Genomic DNA, 20,565 nt, shown 5'->3' with positions numbered 1-20,565 from the left:
CTCACGCCGTCGAGGCGCGCGCGACGCCCTGCTCTGCCGCGCCGGCCGTCAGATCGATCGGCATCCCGGCGGCCGCGCTTTCCTGGACGGCAAGCGTTGCGCGCGTGGTCGCCAGCAGCGAATCGAGCGCGATCGGCATCGCAGCTCCCGATGCGACCGCCGCGATGAAGGCATCCAGCATCGGCCGCTGGCCCTTGTCGAGCCGCGCTGTCTTCGCCGTGCGCTGTCCGGCGTGCCAGAGCTCGAAGCCCGAGAAATTGTCGAAGGCGGCAAAACCCGTGCTTGCCGATATCTCGAGCGCTTCCTTCGGCACCCGCGGATCGCCGCCGGTGAGATAGCTGAGGCTTGCGACCGAACCGTCGGCAAAATCGAAGGTGGCGACGAGATTGTCGACGTCCCTGCCCGCCGTGCTCGCGGAGACACGCACCGGCTCGGCGCCGACCCACCAGCACAACACGTCGATGAAATGGCCGCCCTCGCCGACGAAGCGGCTGCCTTCGCTCTCGGCCTGCAGATACCAGGACGATTTCTCCAGCGGCCCGGCGATGACGCGATATTGCAGGGTCTGCGGTCCTGCCGGCGCGAACGCCGCGCGCATGCCCTGCAGCAGCGGCGAAAAGCGGCGGTTGAAGCCGACCATCAGCCGGTTGTTGCCGGTTTCCCGGATCACCTGCTCCAATCGATCGAGCGAGTTTGTATCGATCGCCAAGGGCTTTTCGACAAACACGGCCTTGCCGGCGCGCAGCGCCTGCGTCGCGAGGTCGGCATGGGAGGCATGGCGCGTTGCGATCAGCACGGCGTCGATGTCGTCGGCGCCAAGCACCGAGGCCGCGTCCGTCGAGGCACGCGCGAAGCCGAATTTGCGGACCGCCGTGGCGCCGCTGAGGCCAGTATTGGTGGCGACCTCGACAAGATCGACGCGCGGGCTGCTCGCAAGCTGCGGCAACAGCATGCTGGAGGCATAGTTGCCGGCGCCGATGACGCCGAGCCGCACCCGGCCGCTGCGCAGGGCAACCGCCGGACGATAGATCATCTGCATCGCGCGGAGAGCGGCGTGCGGATAGGCGAACACCACGCCGAGACCGACCTCGCCGCGGCTCATGCGCTCGAACGCCGACGTCGCCAGCTCCAGCGGCACCGTTTCGGAAATCAGCGAGGAAAAATCGAGCCGCCCGTCGGCGAGCAGCGCGACGATCGCTTCCATATTGCGCTTCTCGGTCCAGCGCACATGACCGATCGGATAGTCGATGCCGCCCTCCTCATAGAGCGGATCGTAGCGGCCGGGGCCGTAGGAGCGCGAGAAGCGCACATCGAGCTCCTTGTCGTAGAATTCGTTCCACGGCAGGTTCAGCGTGCATTTGCCGATATCGACAATGCGCCCGCGGTCGCGCAGCAGCGCCGCCGAACGCGATGCGAGATCGGGATCGTCGCTGCTCGCGGTGATGAACACGCAATCGACGCCGTTGCCTGCGGTCAGCTGGTCGATCCGGGCGCGGAATTCCGCCGCGGCATCATCCGATGCGACGGCGCAGACCGCGGCGCCCGCAGCCTCCGCCTGGCGGCATCGCGCCTCCAGCCGGTCGAGCCCGGCGACCACGACACCGGCGCTGCGCAGCAGCCGCACCATGATCTGGCCGATCAGGCCAAGCCCGATCACGCAGGCGGTCTCGCCGAAACGGATCTCCGACTGGCGCATCGCCTGCAGGGCGATCGAGGCGATCGTGGTGAATGCGGCCTGGTCTAGCGCAGCGCTGTCCGGCAGCGGCACGCAGAGGTTCACCGGTACCCAATTATATTCGGCGTGGGTTGCATATTGATTGCCGCCGCAGCAGACGCGCTGTCCGACCGAGAAGCCGCCGACGCCCTCGCCCACTTCCACGACGGTGCCCGACAGCGAGTAGCCGAGCGGCGTGTAGGAATCGAGGCGGTTCATCACCTTCTGATAGGTCGCAGCCAACCCCTGCTGACGGACCGAGCGCATCACCTTGGCAACCTGGTCAGGTCGCGCGCGCGCCTTGCCGAGCAGCGACAGGCGGCCTTCGGTGAACTTCATCATCTCGGTGCCGGTCGACACCGCCGAGAACGCCGTGCGCACCAAAACCCCGCCGGGACGGCAGCGCGGCGCCGGCACATCGATCAGCTTGAGCTCGCCGCTCTTATAGTTTTGCGCGATCTGCTTCACAGTCGGTCAATCGCCTCAAGTTAACAGCGCTCCTTGTATCGCGCCCAACGCCCGCAATGAAGCTAAGAACATCGTCATAATTATCTTATTGCCGGAGACTTAACATTGTTATCATTCCAGCAATAGGACCGGTTTTGGCGAGATCTCGACTTCGCCGTTGGCGACAGGCCCTTCGCCGCCGTCGAGGCCCTCGTAAAGGCTAAAACGCGGGTCGGCCCGATAAACGGACCGGCCTTTGGTGGTCCAGAGGATCAAGCCGTTACGGCCATCCGGCATGCGAAGCTCGACGCGCCAGGTCGTCGGCGACGTCCTGCCTGCTGCCACGACGCTTGCACCGACCAGCCAGGACTGGATCGTGCGGTAGGCAATTCCGCTCGGCAGCAGCCCGCGCGCCGGGTCCCATAATTTTCCGAAGTCGCTGCCGCCTCCGGCAAACTCGTACCAATAGAACCGGTCGACGCCGCTGATCCATTTCAGGATGTAGGCGCGTGCCAGACACCCGTCCGGATTGTCCTCATAGGACGACCAGCCGGCCTCGGTGTCCCAGATCGGCCTCGCGGACAGGTCGTGCGCGGCAAGGATTTTCTTGAAGCGCGCAATGATTCCAATCACCGCCTCGGGCTCGCTCGTATAGCCGTGAAAGGCGAACACATCGGCATATTGTCCGCCGCCTTGCGCCATGAAGGCCTGTTGCCAGCGATATCCGTCCGGCGTGCCGTTGGACGGCGGTGTCAGCACGGTCAGGGTGGGATCGCTGGCTTTGATGATCTCGTAGGCCCGCTTCTGCAGCTGGACCATGGTCGCGATGTTGCCCGAGTAATATTTGGGATCCTCGGGCTCGTTCCAGATTTCCCAGTATTTGATGCGGCCGGCGGCGCGCGCCACGGCCGCGCGCACCCAGTCATCCCATGACGCCAGGTCGGCCGGCGGTGAGCTTGCGCCGGGCGTGAACGCCGGCGGCGCATCCTTCACCGACGCGGCCCAGCGCGGCGTATAGGCGAGATTGAGAACGATCTCGACGTGCTCGCGCTCCGCCGCGGCAAGGATGGCGTCGAAGCGCGCCCAATTGTAGATGCCGGGCGCCGGATTGATCTGCGCCCAGTAGATCGCACCCCACAGCCGAACGCCGTCGAATTTGAGCTCGGGCCAGGGCTGCGACTTTGGCTGTGACTGCCCGATCGCGTTGATCGTCATGCCGAAAAGCGTCGGAGGGATCACCGCGTTCACGCGGCTCGCAGTCAGCGCATTGTTTGACGTCGAACTATTCCACTGCAGCGGCCATTTGTAGGCCAGCGGCAGCAGCGCGCTCAAAACCAGCGCAATCAATGCCCTTTGGCCCCAATCCCTCACTCTGCCTGCCATGTCCCTGTCTCGTCGCCGTCACATCGGTGCCGGGATTGCATAGTGGAAGCCGCGCATGTTAATGCCGATGTTAGTCGGATTGTGATGTTGTTAGGTCAATGGTATAGATCATCTCAGATGTCGAGAGCTGAACCATCACCGCGGCGGATCCTGATCATCGTCGAGAACCTTCCGGTTCCTTTCGATCGCAGGGTGTGGTGCGAAGCAACGTCGCTGCGCAAGGCGGGCTATGAAGTTTCCGTGATCTGCCCGAAGGGGCGCGGCCATGACGAATCCTACGAATGCCTCGAGGGCATTCACATTTATCGCCATCCGATGCCGGTGGAAGCGCGTGGGATCGCCGCCTACCTGATCGAATATCCGGTCGCGCTGTTCTGGGAGACGCTGCTCGCGATCAAGGTGGCGTGGAAGCACGGCTTCGACGTGATCCAGGGCTGCAATCCGCCCGACCTGATCTTCCTGATCGGCCTATTGTTCAAGCTCGGCGGCAAGCGCTTCGTGTTCGATCATCACGACGTCAATCCCGAGCTCTACGAAGCAAAATTCGGCCGCAGGGACTTCTTCTGGCAGCTGCTGCGGCTGGTCGAATATCTCACCTTCAAGACGGCGAGCATCTCGGTCGCGACCAACGAATCCTACCGCGAGATCGCGATCACGCGCGGCGGCATGCCGGCCAACCGGGTTTTCGTGGTGCGATCCGGCCCCAATCTCGACCGGGTGCGCTCGCGGCCGGCCGATCCGGCCTGGCGCCGTGGCCGGCGCTACAGCGTCGGCTATGTCGGCGTGATCGGCCAGTCGGAAGGCATCGATCTCTTGCTGCAGTCGATCGGCCACATCGTGCACGATCTCGGCCGCACCGACATCCAGTTCAACATCGCCGGCACCGGGCCGCAGTGGAATGCGGTGGTCAAGCTCTGCGAGGAGATGCAGCTCTCCGACTACGTGAACTTCACCGGCGCCATCGCGGATGAGGCGCTGTTCACGATGCTCTCTACCGCTGACGTCTGCGTCAATCCGGACCGCGTCACGCCGATGAACGACATCTCCACCATGAACAAGATCATGGAGTACATGGCGCTCGGACGGCCGATCGTTCAGTTCGACGTTCGCGAAGGCCGCCGCTCGGCGCTCGACGCCTCGCTCTATGCCGCGAAGAACGACCCGAAGGATTTCGCCAGCAAGATCATCGCGTTGATCGACGATCCGTCATTGCGGCAGACGATGGGGGCATTTGGCCGCAACCGCGTCGAGCGGGCCCTTTCGTGGACGCATGAGGAGCCGAAGCTGCTCGCGGCCTATGAGGCGTTGTTCGCCGGGAAGGTCCCCGCGCAAAGCCGCGCACCGCGCGCGCATGCCCCCGCCGAGCGGCCGACCTCGCAACCTTCCAGCGCGAACGCAGCCGCCGGGCGGGCATCGTCTTGAACGCGCAGCCGCCTCACTCAAGTCAAACGCGACGCGGCCGCGGCCACGCGCACGTCCTGGATTGTTGAAGGTCGAAGCATGAACGTCAGCATTTTCGGCCTCGGCTATGTCGGAACCGTTTGCGCCGCCTGCTTCACCGAGCTCGGCCACCAGATCATCGGCGTCGACAAGAGCGTTGCGAAGGTCGACCTGATCCGCGGAGGCAGATCGCCGGTCGTCGAGCCGGGCATCTCGGACAAGGTGGCGCGCGCGGTGGCAACCGGTCAGCTGACCGCGACCACCGACGCCACCGAAGCGATCGTCAACAGCGACATATCGATGGTCTGCGTCGGCACGCCCTCGTCCGGCAACGGCAACCTCGACCTGACCGCGATCCGACAGGTCGCGATCGAGATCGGCCGCGGACTGCGCGCCAAGAACGCGCCGCATACCGTGACGATCCGCTCCACCGTGCTGCCTGGCACCACCCGCGGCACCGTCGGCCCCCTGATCGAGGAAGCCTCCGGCAACAGGATCGGACGCGATTTCGACCTCGCCTTCAATCCCGAGTTCCTGCGCGAGGGCAGCGCCATTGCGGATTTCAACGCGCCGTCCAAGACCGTAGTCGGCGCTTTCAACCAGGAAACCGCCGACCGCGTCATGGCGCTCTACAAGGATCTGCCCGGCGCCAAGATCACGCCGCCGGTCGAGACCGCGGAACTGGTAAAATATGTCGACAACAGTTGGCATGCGCTCAAGGTCAGCTTTGCCAACGAGATCGGCACGATCGCGAAGACGCTCGGCATCGACGGGCGCGACGTCATGAACATCTTCATGCAGGACACGAGGCTCAACATCTCGCCGGCCTATTTGCGGCCGGGCTTTGCCTTCGGCGGCTCGTGCCTGCCCAAGGACGTCAAGGCGCTGAAACACCTTGCGCACAGCCGCGGGCTGTCGACGCCGGTGCTCGAGAGCATCCTGCCGAGCAATGACATGATCATGTCGCGCGGCGCCGACTGGATCCTGTCGCATGAGGGCCGCCGCATCGCGTTCCTCGGCATCAGCTTCAAGGCCGGCACCGACGATGTCCGCGACAGTCCCTTCGTGAGGCTGGTGAAGAGCCTGCGCGGCGAGCGGCGCGACATCCGGATCTACGACCCCAATGTGCAGCTGTCGCAACTGATCGGCGCCAACCGGGATTTCCTGATGCGCAATCCGGAGCTGGTCGGCCTGTTGAACGACGACGTGACGGCGACCATCGAATGGGCCGACATTATCGTGCTGACGACGGCCGATCCGCGCTTCGTTGCGGCGCTGACGGCGACCCGTCCCGACCAGGTCGTGCTCGAACTGTCGGAGATCGGATTGCCCGAACAGGTGCGCGCCAAAGTGAGCGGCTTCCACTGGTAGGGAATATCATGGCCACCATGGGCCAGACCCGCGAGCGACCCGAAATCCGCTTTCACGACGAGATTTCGTCGGGGTGGGAGATGCTGCATCAGAGCCGCACCTTCAAGGCACGGACGGCCGCGATGTTCGGCCTGCTCGGGAACGCGGACCTCAACGGACAGCGCTGGCTCGACGCCGGTTGCGGCACCGGAACGCTGTCCCGCCTGCTCGCCGCACGCGGCTGCGACGTCACCGGCGTCGACGCATCATCCGAGATGATTGCGGCGGCTCGCGGCCACAGCGCCGACGGCACGCTCGCCGGGCGGCTCACATTCCAGCAGATCCCGACCATCGCAAGCCTGCCGTTTCCCGATCGATCCTTCGACGGCGCGCTGTGCGCGAGCGTGCTGGAATATGTTCCCGACGTGGCGCAGTGCCTCGCCGAGATGCATCGCGTGCTCATGCCCGGGGGGCGGTTGCTGCTCTCGATCCCCAACCGCGGATCGCTGCTGCGACGGAGCTACAAGCTCGCGCATGCGGCCTCTTCACGCGTGTCGGCGCGGCCGCTGTTTCGCTATCTCGCATTCTCCAGATTCGACACCTCGCCGGCGGCCATGCAGGGTCTGCTCCGACAACATGGCCTCACGATGCTGGGGAGCAGCTTTGCCGGCTCCCCGCTGCCGCCGGCACTCGATCGCCAGCCCGCAGTGGGCACGCTGATCAACATCCTGGCCCGGCGCGACGACTGACGTGCAGGCGGATAGCTGTCTCACGCCTTGATCGCCATCAGCGATTTGGTCATGCCAAGATAGCGTTCGCGATAGATCTTCGCGTCCGGAAACGTTTCGGTCATCTCGCGCCAGTCGAACAGATGCCAGTCGGGCGCGGTGCGCTTGAACCAGAAGCGATTGAACCGCTCGATCAGCGCGATCTGCAGCCGCCTCGGCAGCAGGACGATGATGCCCGGCAGCCAGGTATGGCTTTCGATCGGAAAGTACCGGTACGGCGTCTGCACGTAGAAGGACTTTGCGACCCGCGAGATCTCGCCCGCAAAACGGTTCTGATGCTCGCGCGCGATGCTCTGAAACGCCGCTCCGTCCTCGATCGTGACGACATCCTGCTTCGGCCCGGTGACATGCTCGATCACCGACGAGCAGAAGCAGAAGTCGAACGCCTGATCGTCGAACGGCAAGCGCTCGGTCTCCCGCAGCAGGACCGTCTTGAAGCCGAAGCGCTCGCGCGCGGCCTTGAGATCGTCGGTCGAGATGTCGCAGACCGTGATGTCGGTATGGCGCGGCAGGATCGCGCGAATGTGCCGGCCGGTGCCGCCGCCAAGATCGAGGATTTTCGCATCGAGCGGCAGGTTTACGGTGCGGACGAGGAATTCGCCGCGCCGCTGGCGCGCTGCATTGGAAAATCGGGCTTGAATCGCACCCAGCAAGGTCAGTCTCCTGCTACCGGTCGGTTCGCTCTAGCACGGCATGCGCGATCCCTCACGCTACGATGCATCGATTTTCTTGTCGCGCTCACTTGATGGCCTCGAAGAAGATCGACTCGTCCGGCCGGTTGTCGAGCCGGTCGATGTCGGGACAGACGCCCTCGCGATAGGCACGGGTGTGGGTTTGCGAACAGCCGGCGTCGCGGAACAGCGCGGCGAGCGAGGCGCGGGTAAAGCCCCAGTGATGCGCGAAGGCGGCCTCCTTGCGGCGATCGATCTCGAATACGCCCTTGAGGAAAGCCTGCGGCGCCGCCGGATCGTAGAGCGCGACGATCCGCTCCATGTCGGGGACGACGATGCGACATACCCCGCCAGGCGCCAGCACCCGCGCGATCTCGCGCGCCAGCCGCTCGATCTCGTCGGGAAACAGGTGCTCGAAGACGTGCGCGCTGAACACCGCCGAGAGGCTGCCGTCCGTGAACGGCAGCGGCCTGGTCAGGTTCATGTGGCGGAGCCCGGCAAACTTGCCCTGGCGATGCTCGGCATAGCGGGCATCGCTGAGGAGGCCAGCGAGATGCAGCGATTTCGCCGCGAACGGAATCCGCGCGATCCACAGGTGCATCGTGATGTCGGTATTGATCCAGCCCGCGATGCCGCAATTGAAGGCGCCGATATGCAGCTTTTCGAGCGAGCCGCCGCGCGCGTCGCCGGTCATGTCCGCTCCCGCGCCGAATTGGTCAACACAACCGTGATCACCGACGCCGCGCTGGAGGCCACCATCGCCGCGATCGCGCCCATCACCTGCCAGGCCTCGGCCGCGAATGGCAGGACGCAGCACAACGCGACGAGGCCGGCAATCCGGCTCAGCATGAATCGCTGCGGCTTGCCGGTCGCAAACAGCGGCAGCGCGAGGCCGAGCCACACCGCGTCGAGCGCCATCGCAGCTCCCATCAAGGTGAGGCTGCCGGTGCCGATCTCATAGCTCTGTCCGTGGATGACAAGCGCGAGAATGCGCTGCCCGAGCAGCACGACCACCGCGCCATAGGCGGCGGCGATCGACCCGAGCAGCAGGGCATTTTCGCGCGCGGCAGCGGCGACACCGCTGCGCCGGCCGACGCGCAGTTCGGCCGCGATTTCCGGCAGGCGAACCGAGAACATCGTCGCGCAGAACTGGCTGAGCGGTGCGAACACCAACAGCAGGATCCGCAGCGACGCGCTCGCGTCCAGCCCGATCAGGAAGCCGCACACCGGGATCAGCCCGATGCTGCCGATCCAGTAGGTGAGCGAGGTCGCGACGAACCAGCGCCCGTTCCGAAACAGCCGCCGCAGCGAGCCGCGGAAGATTCTGGCTTGCGGCCAGGCCAGCTCGCTGGTGTGGGCCAGCAGCAGGCTGCCGGCGAGCGCGGCCGAGATCGCGATGCACGCCATCGCCGCGGCGGCGCCGGTGAGCTTGAGGGCGATCATCAGCCCGGCCGAGACGACCAGCGCCACGCAATAGGTCAGCGAGGACACCAGCGCGCGCGGCAGTCTACCGTCGAGATAGCAGATCCGACGGAACATGCTCTGCAGCCGAACCGCCGGGATCGCAAGCCCGGTTGCGATCACGAGCCCGCCGGCGTCCCCTCCGACGGCGACGATCATAAGGCCCGCACTCACCAGCAGCAGGCCGAGCGCACCCGCGACGAGCAGCGACGACAGATAGAGGCCGAGCCGCAGTTGCGGCCATAGGGATTTCGGGATCCGGTGCGCAGTCGCCGGCAAGCCGTCGTCGAACAGACCGCGCAGAAACACCGCCTCGATCAGGATCGAGAGCGACCAGGCGACGCTGAACCTGCCGAAGGAATTGATATCGAGCACATTGGCGAGCACGATCGTCAGCACGAAGGCGGAGCCGCTCAGCAGCGCCTGATCGATCAGGCCGAGCGCGACATTGCCCCCGGCGCGCCGCAGCCGGCGGAGCAATCCGCTCACGGCACCGGCGACCCGGGTCTGAGCCGCCACCCGGTCCAGCCTGTCGGTCAACGCACTCACGCCTCACTCACCCGCAATCTGTTGAAAGTCCGCCGCGGCGCCATTTGCAGCCTGGCCTCCGGGCCGAAATAGCACCAGAACACCAGCACGCAGCCGAAATAGTTGTGCAGCAGCTGGCTGGAGTCATTGGCCGACGCGATCACGACGAACAGCAGCATCGCGAATGGTGCCAGCCAGTACATCCCTGTCCGCTCGAACGCAAAGACGATCGTGTTCCACAACGCGCGCGCCAGCAGCAGCATATAGAGCGCACCGCCGAGCAGGCCGAACTGGAGAAAGGCGTCGAGATAGGAGTTCTCGAACGAGCCGAACTCGGTGTTCCACGGAGCCATGCTCGTCAACTCGTTCACCGGCGAGTTCGGCAGTTCGTTGAAGAATCCCGAAAACCCGTAGCCGAGCCAAGGGTGCTGCCAGAAGAAGTGCGGCCAGACCGACCAGAGGAACGAGCGGCCGGTCAGGTTTCCGCTGCGGCCGACCAGCCCATACAACTCGTCGCTCGGCAGGGCGAACACGACGAGCGCAACAAGAGCAAGGCCAAGCCAGTAGATCGAGGCAGCCCCCCTGTGCCCGAGCACCACGAGCACGAGCCCGAAGGTCACGGCAAGCGCCGTCAACATGCTGATCAGCGGACCTGCGGCGCCGGCCGCGGCGAGCGCAAACAGATGACATCCCATCAGCAGCAGCGTCCAGCCGAACTGGCGCCGCGGTCCTGCCAGCATGCGCACGAAGCAGATCAGCACCATGAGACCGAAGAAAGCGCCCGCGAGGTTCTTGTGGCCGAACACGCCGGCATAGGCCTGGGTTCCGAGCACCGTCGGCCGGTGCAGCGGGTCGTAATCCCATTGCGAGCCGATCACCGGAAACAGCAGGACGTGAACGATCAGCACCACGATCCCGATCCGGAACAGCGTATCGACGAGGCGATCGACCGGGCAGCTGATCACGACCCATGCCGAGAACATCGTGGTCAGGACATACATCGCGAACTTGATCGACGAGCCGGCGGGGTCGGCGCTCAGCGCCAGTGATACCAGAGCGAAGGCGATGAACGTCAGATAGAGATGCGACTGCAGCATCAGCAGGCCGAAGCGATTCCGATCGATCGCAATGTGCAGCATCAAGAGGATGTAGAGCAGCAGCCATGCGCCGCGGAACAGCGTGGATTCCCCGGCCCTTTCCGCGAACGAGATGCCCTCGATGAAATTGAACAGGAAATAGATGCAGCCGAGCACCATGACCAGATAGGCGTGCAGAAAGAGATCGGTTCGCAGCCACCATCTGCCGATCATTGCACGGCCTCCTGCCGGGCCGGCGCCCTCAAGAGATGATCGACCGCGGCCGTGAAGCGCGCCGCGGCGTCGGCAAGCGCGTCGCGTCGCACGCTCTGCCGGGCCTGTCGCGACATCGCCTCCCAGCGCGCGGGATGTTCGAGCAAGCCGCGCGCCGCCTCCACCCAAATCTGTTCATCGAGCGCGCAAACATAGCCGTTATCCTGGTCACGGACCAACTCGCCGCCTGCCCCGACATGGGGCGACACCAGGCAGGGAACACCGCACTGCAGGGCCTCGTTGCACACCAGGCCCCACGGTTCCAGCAATGAGGGCAGCAGCAGCAGCCGCGACTGCAGAAAAGCGTCCGATATCGCCTGCCACGGCAGGTAGCTGTCATGGCAGACGTCGATGCCGGCACCGCCGAGCCGCGCCAGCATGCGCCGTTCGGCGGCGCCGGACCCGACCACACGCACCTTCAGCCCTGGCACGATCCCACCAAGCGCAATCGCGACGTTCTCGAAGAAGATGGCGTTCTTGGCGTCGTCATTGAGGCGGGCGCACCAGAGCAGATGAAATGGACGGTCGTCCAATGCCGGCACGACCGCCGGCGGATCCCATGCCGGCACCAACGGCACCACGAACAGATCGTCGGCGCGCACGCCTTCGCCGCGGAAATACGCCCTGCCCTTGTCGCTGCAACACACCACCGCGCCGCACTGGCGCAGCAGCCAGGGCCGCACCAGACGGTGATAGGCGGTGTTGGGCATGGTCTCGCGCCAGCCGTCGATCGTCAGCGCGAGCGCCTTGCCGTTGGCGCGCGCCCATGCCGCGCCGGCCAACATCGAGGGGTAGAGACCGTTGACGAACAGCAGGTCGGGCGCGAGCGCATTCAAGGCGCGCCCGATCCCGATATTGACATGGGTGTGACGCGACCGCGACAGCGGGATCGATACACCCGGCACCGTGCGCGTGACGTAGCGCGGCGTGAACGAGCCGGCCCACGAGCGATCGGCCTCCTGCGGTGTACAGGACAGCACGGCAAGATCCAGCCCTCGGCTGGCCAGCTCGTTGTAGAGACGGTTGGTGTACGGTGTGATCATGTTGTTGAAGACGACCACGCGCGGCGCCATGGTTTACCGATCCCGCGGCAGCGCCTGCGCCTCGTCGCGCCGGCAGAGCGCCCCGCAATGATAGGTCGCAAGCCGGGTCGCGAACGCCGGGCCGACCGACAACAGCGACTTCCGCACAATGCTTTTGGCGAGCCCCCTCACCCGCGACGAATGGAACGCGTGAACCGGCAGGCTGTGGTCATAGGTGCCGAAGCCCGTGACATGGAGCCCCGCCGTCTCCAGCACCAGGCGGAACGTGTCGGGCGTGTAGAAATTGATATGGCCGATGTCGAGCGTCGATTGCAACGCCCGGCGATTGGTCCGCGCATGCAGCTCGCACGGCACCTCGACATAGACGAAGGTCCGCGCGACCCGGGCGAGCTCGTGCAGGAATGCGCGCGGTTCAGGCACGTGCTCCAGGACGTGGCTGGCATAGACGAGGTCGAACGATCCGTCGGCGAACGGGATCGTCGCGCCGTCATAGCTGGACCAGCGAAACGGGGCTGAAGCGGCGCCGCCGATCTCCAGGTTGGTCGCGGGATCGATCACGTCGATGCCGGTGAAGTCACGGCCGATGCCGATCGCCGACAGCCGCGCCAGCACGGCGCCGGTGCCGCAGCCGACCTCGAGCACATTGCCGACCTTCGCGACGGCTGCGCCGAGCAAGCCGGCGATATGATCGGCCTTGTCGACCGCGCAGACGCGGCGCCAGTCGCGTTCCTGCGCCGAATAGAGGCCCTCGTAGTGCGCGTTGTGCTGTCCGACGCTGAATTCCATCGTCATGGCCTAGCACTCGCCTCCGGCGGCATTCGGGCAGGCTCGTCGAGGCGGTCGTTCGATTTGTGCTGCCAAATGCGCCGTTCCGCCGGCGAGCGGCGATCGAGATCGTATCCAATGTCGGCCATGGTGCGGGTCAGGATATCGACGTTCCGTTGCGGGACAGCTGCGAGGCCGGCCAGCAGCTTGTCACGGTGCGCCCAGCCCGGTCCCTTCAGGAGATCGATTGCCTCGGTGTACAGTTCGGTCTTCACGAGACGCGCGAACTCAGCGACCACGTCGGACGAAAGGTCAGGCGGCAGCGCGTCGAACATTGCGAGCGCCATCGCGCTGCGCTTGACCACGATCCAGCCCTCATTGGGTCCGAGCCGGTACGACATCCGCAGCAGGTCGAAATTGGCGTCGCTCAAGCCCTGCCGAATATTGCGAAGCCAGAACAGCACGAGCCAAAGATAAGGATCGGCCGGCGCGCAGCCGAGCGATTTGCGGACCGCTTCGTCAAGCTCGCCCATCCGGGCGTCGACCTGCGCGCCGGATGCGAGCGCGTTCTCGGCGAGCCGCAGCCGGATCACCGCCACGCTGCGATCGATGGCCGGCATGCAATCCTTCTCCGCCACGGCGCGCGACAGCAGCGGACCGAGGTCGTCGAGCTCGGCGTCGCTGACCGGTACGTTGCGAAGGATCAGGTCCTTTGCGCCGTCGAGCCGGGTCTGGTCGACAAGGGCCGGCAAGGTGGTCGTGCCCCAGGCGACGGACGAGCACGCGACCGCGGCCAGCACGCCGCGCGCAAGCCAGGCGGCTGCGCGCCCAGGCATCCCGCCGTGCGTCTCACTCGGTGTAGCCATATCGCCCATAATGCGAGTTGTAATAGTAGTTCTTGCCGCCATAGCCGCTATAGCGGCTCATCGCGGCGATATCGGCCTTGTTGAGCACGACGCCGAGCAGGTTCTCGTTGACCGCTCGCGCACTGCGCAACGCGCGCTCGACCACCTGCACCTGGGTCTTGCCCCATTCCACGATGAAGACGAAGGAATCGACGAAGTGGGCGGTGATGCGGACATCGACTACCGGCGTGAGCGGCGGGAAATCGACGATCACGTAGTCATAATGGCTGCGGGCCCCGTCGATGAAATCCCTCATCTGATCGGAGGCCAGTACGTCGTGCGAATGGGCGATGCGCGATCGCGTGGCCCCAGGCAGGAAGGCGAGGCCGGTCTCGGGATCGCGCCATAGCGTGTCCTGCAATGTCGCATTGTTCGACAGCACGTCGAGGATGCCGCGCTCGGCAGTCGCGGCGACCTTGCGGCTGAGCGAGGGATTGCGCAGATCGCAATCGATCAGGAGCACGCGGGCCCCGCTCTGGGCAACCAGTTGCGCAAATACGAAGGCCAGCGTCGACTTGCCCTCGTTGGGCAGCGCCGAGGTCAGCCCGAGGATCTTTGACGGCTTGGTGACGTTGAGGTCGGCATTGACCTTGATCGAGCGGATCGCTTCCGAGAACCGCGAGAATGGCGAATCGATCGCCGCCCACAGCACCGGCTCGTCGCCGCGCCGGATCGTGCGCGGACCGATCGGCAGATTGGGACGACCGGCGACCGGCGCCTTGATCTGGCCCGGCGAGACGCGGGGAACGATGGCGACGCAGTCGGCCTCGAGGATCGTCTCGACCATTTCAGCGGTGCGGAACACCCGGTCATAAAGGTCGCGCAACACGCCGAGCCCGAGCCCGGCGATCAGGCCGCCGAGCGCCGAGAGCGCGAGCACGACCAAGGTCTGCGGATGGCTCTTGCTGAGCGGACGCGAGGCACGGGTGATCACCCGCGCCTCGCTGACCGGGAACGACTGCTGCTGCACGTTTTCCATGTAGCGCTGCAAGAAATTGTCGTAGAGCGAGCGATAGGTCTGCGCAGAGCTCTCGAGCTCGCGCAGCGTGACCTGCGCCTGGTTGGTCGACTGCGACTGCGACACCGAGTCATTCACGGCGCGCTCGATCTCGTTTTGGCGCTGCAGGGCGATCGCATAGTCGCTCTTGTAGCTTTCGGCGAGCCGCTTCAGCTCGTCCACAATCGACGACTGGATCTCGCGCATCTGGTTGCGCAGGTTGACGGCGGCCAAGTGATTGTAGCCGTAGCGCGACGACCAGTCGGCCTCGCGGTTGGCCAGCTCGAGATATTGCGAGCGCAGCTTGGTGATGACCTGGTTGTTCAGGGTATCGGCCACCGTCGCATCGGGGACGCCCCCCTTCACCACCGCCTCGATGCGGTCGAGCTTGGCCTTGGCGTCGGTGACCTGCGACTTCACGTGGAGCAGCTGGGTGTTGAGCTCGCCGAGCTGCTGCTCGTTGAGCAGCTTGCCGCTGGAGGTGACGATGTTGTTGGTCTTCTTGTAGTCGAGCACCGCGCGCTCGGCGTTGGATGCCTGCGTGCGCAGCTCCTGGATGCGGTCCTGCAGCCAGACGCTGGCGCGACGCGTCGCCTGATACTTGGAATCGAGCTGGTCGACGATGTAGGCGTCGGCGACGGCGTTGGCGATCTGCGCCGCGCGCTCGGGATCGAGCGAGCGGAAGCTGACCTCGATCACATAGGTCATGCCGCGGCGGCGGACATCGAGCTGCTTCTGGAACGTGCGGACCGCGCGCCGGGTCCGGTCGAACTCGGTGGGCGGCGCACCGCCGGCGAGCAGGCCGGACACGAAATCGAGCACGGCTCCTACCGCGCCGGCCCGCGAGCCGACGAATTCCGGATCCTCGTTGAGCTTGAGGTCGCGGATCACCGCGAGCGCCACATTCTCCGACTTCAGGATTTCGACCTGGCTCTCGACCGCGGCGGAATCGACCGGGGCCTCGCTCACCGGCGATTGCTGCTGGAAGGCCTGGAATTTGCGCGTGTCGATGATCATCGTGGCAAGCGCCGTATAGCTCGGCGCCGCCGTCATCAGATAGCAGATGCCGCCGAACAGGCAGAGCGCGGCGGTCCCGAGGATGACCCAGTATTGCCGGAGCAGATAGGTGACGAAGGCGTCGAAGGTTTCCGCCAGCGACGGCAGTTCGGCCGGACGATTTCTCAGATCGACAGACGGCGAAATCTGGTTGCGCTGAAGCATTTCGTCCTATCGCCGCGCCGGCAGGATGGATCCTGCCCTCGCGCCCTCCAATGATCCTGGGAAGCGTCCCGCCGCCGACACCGAAGCGCGTTGCTGCAGAAAGTTCTCCATTGGCGATCGGACGTCCGCTCAGGGGGTGACTGTCGAAATGAGGGTGGTGCCGGTGCCCGTGGCCGTACCGGTCGTCGTGCTGCCAGAACTGCTGACCGACGAGGTGAAGCTGAAGATGCCGGTGTTCACGCTGTTGCCGTCGATGGCCTCGAGCGTGCCGCCGCCGGCGCCGCTGGCGACCAGCGCGCTGGTCTGGCCGCCGGATGCACCGGCGCTGCCCGCGCCGCCGGCGCCGGTTGCGGCGGTGCCGCTGTCACCCGACGCAGCGGCAAACGCCATCACGGTGTCGAGATCCTTGGTGTCGGCAATCGCCTGCTGGATGCGCGTCGCGTAGGGCTGGTTGCTGCGGACCACGATGCGCGCGGCCTGGGCGAGGCCGGCGGCGATCGCCGTCTTCTGGTCCTTGCTTGCCTTGGCGAGCAGCGCAATCAACGGATCGAGCGATGTCGGATCGTTGAGGGCGAAGTCGCGCGCCCGCGAGGTCAATTCTACGCCCGCATTCGGATATTGGGTCAGCAGTTGCTCCGGGCTGGCCTTGAAATTGGCGACCGCCTGGGACAGTTGGATCAGCCCGCCAGGAGTTTCCGCCAGCGCCGCGCCACCGGGCATCGCGAGCGCCAACATCACCACCAACATCGTCAGGCGCGGAGCGGAAAAGCCGCCGGATCGCTCAAATGTGAACACAGCTATCTCCCTAACGAATACTAACAGTTCGTTAGCATAGTCACAGTTATCGCGCCAATTAAATAGCCTCGCCAGCCGCGGCCGGGCGTTGGCGCGCGAAATCAGCGTTAACCGGCCGCCCGACCGTCACACGGGCGTCACGGTCGGAGCCGCCGCCGCCCCTGCCCGAGCGGAAGGATTGCGACAGGCCCGCCCCGAGCAAGGCCGCGATTACAACGGCATATCCGGTGATCTGGAGCGAGAAATCGATCAACGAATGAAGCGCGCCGGCGGCCGACGCGCAGAGCGCCGCGAGCGGCACGATCACGTCGCGGCGACGTGTCCGCACGCCATGCGCGAGCACGCCGAACGCTGCGAGCAGCGCGATCATGGCGGCGCCGGCCATTAACATTCCGCCGTCGGACGCCAGTTCGAGCCAGCTGTTGTGCGCCCGGTTCCAGGTCCCGCGCAGCGAGATGTCGTCGGTGCGATAGGCCGGATAGACCCATTCGAAGGTCCCGAAACCATCGCCGAACCACGGGTGATCCCAGATCATCCGCAACGTTGCGCGATAGGTCGAGAACCGTCCCTCATCCGACAGGCCCATCGTGCTGAAGCGCGTGCCGACACCGCCGCCGAGAAGCTGCAGCAGTGCCAGCGCGACCAGGCTGCCGACCCCGAGCGCCACGATCATGCCGTAGCGGCGCGGCACCCGGTTGCGAAAGAAGATCGCGGCAGCCGCGACCGCAGCGAGCAGCGAGATCCCGACGCCGCCGCGCGAGCCGGTCAGAAACATCGCCAGCAGGCAAGTGAGCCAGCCGAACGCATGGCCGGCGAGCCGGCGCCGCGCCGGCATATCGAGGCGCGCGATCAGCCGTGACAGGCCGGCACGGCGCGGCGGCCAAAGCCGCTCGATCAGTTCGCAGCCGAACAACAGCCAGATCAGCGCGCAGCAACCGTAATAGATGCCGGCCGTGTTGCGATTGACGAAGGGAGATGTCAGCCACGCCAGGTGCGCCTGCTTCTCATGCAGCAGGTAGATCCGGGTGGGATCGATCGCGAAAGTGATGATGCCGCAGATCGCATAGACCAGGCCGGCCACGGCCACCGCCCGCAACAACCCGCGGGCCAGTCCGCGGTTGGCACCGAGCACGACGCCGATGGCGAAGCTGAGCAGGCAAACGATTCCGACGCCGATCGAATAGAACGGCTGACCGCGCGCGATCGACACGGCCGGCGGCAGCTCGGCAGGCAGCAATTTGCCGGCCTGCGCCCATAACGCGTTCGGCGCCACACCCGACCAGGGCCGGAGCGCGGACTGTTCGTGCAGCACCAGCATGGCAAGCGCCGTCAACAGCACTGTCACGGCGAGGATCGCGAGCTGACTGCCGCGCAGGCGCATCGGCAACACCCCGAGCAGTGCAATCCCGAGCAGGATCGACCAGATCGCGGGCGCAACTGTACCGACCGAGCCGAGTGGCAGCGGCGCCAAAGCGACGACGGCGCAGAACAGCCACGATGACCAGCGCACCGGCCACGGCATCGCCTCGCTTGAGCCGGAAGCTAATCGCAAACGTGTCATGAAGCCGGCCGTGCCGGCTCACGCCCCAGTATCAGGGCGCAAGCTTGATCGAATTACGAAGTAAGGTTGCGTTGTAGGCGGCCACGATCGGATCGTTCACCGTTGCGGTCACGAGGCGGATCTGCTGCATCACCTTGGCGTCCTCGACGGATGCCGCGTTCGACGCATAGAGCACGTCCTTGTTGCGCAACTGGAAACGCGTAGCCAGGAAATAACCGGCCGGATCGCGGAAATTGATGTTGTAGACGACCGGGATGATCGGCCCTGAATATTTGCTGACGTCGACGCCAAGCTTGGCGGCCACTTCCGGCAATTCGCCGCGATAGACGAACACCGAGGCCGGATCGGCCGAGGAGTCGTTCAGGCCGCCCGCCTTGGCGACGGCTTCGGCGAGCGAGATGCGCCAGGCCTCAAAATTGAACTGGCCCTGCGCGCCCGAGGCGCCGAAGGCGACGAAGGTCTGCGGCTCGCGGTAGACATAAATGGTGTCACCGGGATGAGCGTAGATGTTGCTCTTGGGCTCGTAGACCAGCTGGCCGAACGGCACCGTGGTGCGCTTGCCGTCGCGCTCTAGCATGACCCATGTGTCAAAACCCTGCCCTTTCGGGCCGCCGGCGCGCGTGATGGCGTCGAGCACGTGCTCACCCGCGGCGTTGGCGGGGAAGCGATTCGGCGAATTGACCTCGCCGAGCACGGAGATCAGCGAGGTGCGCTGCTCGATCAGGGCGACCACGGCCTGCGGCTCGATCGCGCGGTTCTTCAGCGCATCGACGATCGAGCGCTGCACTTCGGTCGGCGTGTGGTTCTTGGCGCGGATCGCGCCGGCATAGGGCACCGAGATGTTGCCGTCGGTATCGACGTTCTGGTTCGGCAACGTGATGTAGTTGCCGGGACGCACGCCGGCCTCGACCGGAATGAACAGGCCGCCTGCGGCCGCTTCGAAGATCGTGACGCTGACCACGTCGCCGACGCCGAACCGGATGTCCTTCGGCGGCGGGCCCTGGATGCCGCCGGCGAGCTGCGGCGCGAATGATGCCAGCACATTCTCGATCTGCGGTGTGATCCTGACCATCGCATAGGGCAGGCTTTCAGGATCGCGCTGCCCGGCCACGACATCGGAGCTCGTCGGACCGTTGGTCGGCATGTAATGGCAACCGCTGACACAACAGGCGGCCGCAAGCAATAACATTACCCGAATGAAATTCGCACGCGACATTTAAATGCTCCGGCCGTGCCGTAACACGCCGACTATCACAATCACAAGGTTACGCGATATATTGCGATGCAATTGATAAATAATGTTAACGAGGTGAGGCAATTCGGCGACACCGGCGCACCGCGGTGAGACAATGCCCCGCGCGCCGTCACTCCGGCTTTGCTTTCGTCCAATCTCCCCGTTATCTGTGAATGAGATGGTTTGAGTTAACCAATTGAGGGTTCGATGGCCCGCAGGAAGCTACCCGCGATCGCGTTGGGAATGGTCGCCTTGCCGCTGATAGACGCCCTCGGCGGCTCCGCCGTTTCTGCCGCAGAACTAAGCGTTTCCCCAGCGCCGCGCACCGTGCAACGGGTCAGCGGCAATTGTCAGCGGCTGCAATATTGTCGTGGCGACGTCTGCCAGTGGAAGCGGGTCTGCTGGCACGGCTGTCCCGATCGCTACTCTTGCGCGCCGCTCTACGGCGCCTATGGACCGTATGGCGGCCGCGATTATTGGGCTGCCTATAGTTACGGCGATCTGCGCCCGTTCTGAATGTTAATCGACTAACAAAACCACAGGCCATTCGAGCGCCGGCCGGCACCGCGCCGGCGGCTCTGCGACGTGCGGGTTAACCCCGGCTTAGGCCCGGCCCGATATCTTGGGGGCGCAGGGTTTGGTTATGTTATTTGTTTTCCTTGGCAATTTGATCGGCGGCACCGTTCTCGGGCTGCGCCAGCACTGTCTGGTGCTGGCGCCGGTGGCGCTCGCGGAACTCGCGCTTCTGGCCGCCATCGGAGTCGCGCGCCTGTCGTGGTCGGAAACCGCGCTGCTCATGATCGCTGCGATCGTAGCGCTGCAAGTCGGATATCTGGCAAGCACCTTCGCGCCGCTGTTCTGGTCTCGCACCTCGACGCCACGTCTCGCCCTGCGCCGTTCGCAATAGCAGGGC

Annotated in this window: 18 protein-coding genes; 5 read left to right on the top strand and 13 right to left on the bottom strand. The window is 65.2% G+C overall.

Translation table 11 applies throughout. The annotated features are described in order from the left end of the window. Position 1: 1 nt before the first annotated feature. Positions 2 to 2,182 carry a bi-domain-containing oxidoreductase gene (locus RX327_RS14480; RefSeq protein ID WP_317250658.1) on the bottom strand — a complete coding sequence of 727 codons (2,181 nt, stop codon included), beginning with the start codon at positions 2,180 to 2,182 and terminating at the stop codon, positions 2 to 4. A gap of 111 nt (positions 2,183 to 2,293) precedes the next feature. After that, positions 2,294 to 3,544 carry a glycosyl hydrolase gene (locus RX327_RS14475; RefSeq protein ID WP_317250657.1) on the bottom strand — a complete coding sequence of 417 codons (1,251 nt, stop codon included), beginning with the start codon at positions 3,542 to 3,544 and terminating at the stop codon, positions 2,294 to 2,296. A 117-nt stretch (positions 3,545 to 3,661) separates the two neighbouring features. On the opposite strand from RX327_RS14475, the gene RX327_RS14470 reads away from it, so the two are divergent. The 3 genes from RX327_RS14470 to RX327_RS14460 all read left to right on the top strand — a co-directional run bounded on the left by RX327_RS14470 (position 3,662) and on the right by RX327_RS14460 (position 7,083). After that, positions 3,662 to 4,966 carry a glycosyltransferase family 4 protein gene (locus RX327_RS14470; RefSeq protein ID WP_028331592.1) on the top strand — a complete coding sequence of 435 codons (1,305 nt, stop codon included), beginning with the start codon at positions 3,662 to 3,664 and terminating at the stop codon, positions 4,964 to 4,966. 78 nt (positions 4,967 to 5,044) lie between these two features. Continuing rightward, a complete protein-coding gene (locus RX327_RS14465; protein ID WP_028331593.1) occupies positions 5,045 to 6,355 on the top strand; it encodes a nucleotide sugar dehydrogenase in 1,311 nt (436 codons plus the stop codon). Positions 6,356 to 6,363: 8 nt separating this feature from the next. Continuing rightward, positions 6,364 to 7,083 carry a class I SAM-dependent methyltransferase gene (locus RX327_RS14460; protein ID WP_050387067.1) on the top strand — a complete coding sequence of 240 codons (720 nt, stop codon included), beginning with the start codon at positions 6,364 to 6,366 and terminating at the stop codon, positions 7,081 to 7,083. A gap of 20 nt (positions 7,084 to 7,103) precedes the next feature. On the opposite strand, the gene RX327_RS14455 is transcribed toward RX327_RS14460, so the two are convergent. From RX327_RS14455 to RX327_RS14405, 11 genes are all read right to left on the bottom strand, one after another. Next, positions 7,104 to 7,775, bottom strand: coding sequence for a class I SAM-dependent methyltransferase (locus RX327_RS14455; RefSeq protein WP_028331595.1), 672 nt, complete (start codon positions 7,773 to 7,775; stop codon positions 7,104 to 7,106). Positions 7,776 to 7,860: 85 nt separating this feature from the next. Beyond that, entirely contained in the window at positions 7,861 to 8,487 is a 627-nt protein-coding gene (locus RX327_RS14450) for a class I SAM-dependent methyltransferase (RefSeq protein ID WP_028331596.1), read from the bottom strand. After that, entirely contained in the window at positions 8,484 to 9,803 is a 1,320-nt protein-coding gene (locus RX327_RS14445; protein ID WP_317250655.1) for a polysaccharide transporter, read from the bottom strand. The genes RX327_RS14450 and RX327_RS14445 overlap by 4 nt, the downstream gene beginning before the upstream one ends. Continuing rightward, positions 9,800 to 11,092, bottom strand: a complete 1,293-nt coding sequence (locus tag RX327_RS14440) for an O-antigen ligase family protein (RefSeq protein ID WP_050387069.1) — start codon at positions 11,090 to 11,092, stop codon at positions 9,800 to 9,802. The genes RX327_RS14445 and RX327_RS14440 overlap by 4 nt, the downstream gene beginning before the upstream one ends. Further along, a complete protein-coding gene (locus RX327_RS14435) occupies positions 11,089 to 12,204 on the bottom strand; it encodes a glycosyltransferase family 4 protein (RefSeq protein WP_050387070.1) in 1,116 nt (371 codons plus the stop codon). The genes RX327_RS14440 and RX327_RS14435 overlap by 4 nt, the downstream gene beginning before the upstream one ends. A 3-nt stretch (positions 12,205 to 12,207) precedes the next feature. After that, a complete protein-coding gene (locus RX327_RS14430) occupies positions 12,208 to 12,966 on the bottom strand; it encodes a class I SAM-dependent methyltransferase (RefSeq protein ID WP_050387071.1) in 759 nt (252 codons plus the stop codon). Continuing rightward, complete coding sequence (locus tag RX327_RS14425) at positions 12,963 to 13,775, bottom strand: hypothetical protein (protein WP_050387072.1); 813 nt, start codon at positions 13,773 to 13,775, stop codon at positions 12,963 to 12,965. Before RX327_RS14425 ends, RX327_RS14430 begins: the two co-directional genes overlap by 4 nt. A gap of 13 nt (positions 13,776 to 13,788) precedes the next feature. After that, a complete protein-coding gene (locus RX327_RS14420; RefSeq protein WP_050387073.1) occupies positions 13,789 to 16,062 on the bottom strand; it encodes a polysaccharide biosynthesis tyrosine autokinase in 2,274 nt (757 codons plus the stop codon). A 129-nt stretch (positions 16,063 to 16,191) separates the two neighbouring features. After that, the gene (locus RX327_RS14415; protein WP_244482553.1) at positions 16,192 to 16,857 is read right to left on the bottom strand and encodes a hypothetical protein; all 666 of its coding nucleotides are present in this window, start codon (positions 16,855 to 16,857) and stop codon (positions 16,192 to 16,194) included. A 58-nt stretch (positions 16,858 to 16,915) separates the two neighbouring features. Beyond that, on the bottom strand, positions 16,916 to 18,379 hold the full coding sequence (locus tag RX327_RS14410) for an O-antigen ligase family protein (protein WP_317250654.1): 1,464 nt from the start codon (positions 18,377 to 18,379) through the stop codon (positions 16,916 to 16,918). Between the two features lie 70 nt (positions 18,380 to 18,449). Beyond that, positions 18,450 to 19,562, bottom strand: coding sequence for a polysaccharide biosynthesis/export family protein (locus RX327_RS14405; RefSeq protein ID WP_317250653.1), 1,113 nt, complete (start codon positions 19,560 to 19,562; stop codon positions 18,450 to 18,452). 297 nt (positions 19,563 to 19,859) lie between these two features. Here RX327_RS14405 and RX327_RS14400 point away from each other — a divergent pair, with 297 nt between their 5' ends. Then, a complete protein-coding gene (locus RX327_RS14400; protein ID WP_152977856.1) occupies positions 19,860 to 20,168 on the top strand; it encodes a hypothetical protein in 309 nt (102 codons plus the stop codon). 106 nt (positions 20,169 to 20,274) lie between these two features. Next, positions 20,275 to 20,559 (top strand): hypothetical protein, encoded by a 285-nt coding sequence (locus tag RX327_RS14395; RefSeq protein ID WP_160321813.1) that lies wholly within the window; start codon positions 20,275 to 20,277, stop codon positions 20,557 to 20,559. Positions 20,560 to 20,565 lie beyond the last annotated feature (6 nt).

It is taken from the genome of Bradyrhizobium sp. BEA-2-5 (assembly GCF_032918025.1).
GTDB lineage: Bacteria > Pseudomonadota > Alphaproteobacteria > Rhizobiales > Xanthobacteraceae > Bradyrhizobium > Bradyrhizobium pachyrhizi.
The sequence above is the reverse complement of the archived record's forward strand: the minus strand, read 5'-3'. Positions and strand labels throughout refer to the sequence as shown.

Bases quoted from the DNA above. Each gene is read 5' to 3' on its own strand.
- RX327_RS14475 (WP_317250657.1), bottom strand. From the start codon at position 3,544: ATGGCAGGCAGAGTGAGGGATTGGGGCCAAAGGGCATTGATTGCGCTG.
- RX327_RS14470 (WP_028331592.1), top strand. From the start codon at position 3,662: ATGTCGAGAGCTGAACCATCACCGCGGCGGATCCTGATCATCGTCGAG.
- RX327_RS14465 (WP_028331593.1), top strand. From the start codon at position 5,045: ATGAACGTCAGCATTTTCGGCCTCGGCTATGTCGGAACCGTTTGCGCC.
- RX327_RS14460 (WP_050387067.1), top strand. From the start codon at position 6,364: ATGGCCACCATGGGCCAGACCCGCGAGCGACCCGAAATCCGCTTTCAC.
- RX327_RS14450 (WP_028331596.1), bottom strand. From the start codon at position 8,487: ATGACCGGCGACGCGCGCGGCGGCTCGCTCGAAAAGCTGCATATCGGC.
- RX327_RS14440 (WP_050387069.1), bottom strand. From the start codon at position 11,092: ATGATCGGCAGATGGTGGCTGCGAACCGATCTCTTTCTGCACGCCTAT.
- RX327_RS14435 (WP_050387070.1), bottom strand. From the start codon at position 12,204: ATGGCGCCGCGCGTGGTCGTCTTCAACAACATGATCACACCGTACACC.
- RX327_RS14430 (WP_050387071.1), bottom strand. From the start codon at position 12,966: ATGACGATGGAATTCAGCGTCGGACAGCACAACGCGCACTACGAGGGC.
- RX327_RS14425 (WP_050387072.1), bottom strand. From the start codon at position 13,775: ATGCCTGGGCGCGCAGCCGCCTGGCTTGCGCGCGGCGTGCTGGCCGCG.
- RX327_RS14420 (WP_050387073.1), bottom strand. From the start codon at position 16,062: ATGCTTCAGCGCAACCAGATTTCGCCGTCTGTCGATCTGAGAAATCGT.
- RX327_RS14410 (WP_317250654.1), bottom strand. From the start codon at position 18,379: ATGCCGTGGCCGGTGCGCTGGTCATCGTGGCTGTTCTGCGCCGTCGTC.
- RX327_RS14405 (WP_317250653.1), bottom strand. From the start codon at position 19,562: ATGCCGACCAACGGTCCGACGAGCTCCGATGTCGTGGCCGGGCAGCGC.
- RX327_RS14400 (WP_152977856.1), top strand. From the start codon at position 19,860: ATGGCCCGCAGGAAGCTACCCGCGATCGCGTTGGGAATGGTCGCCTTG.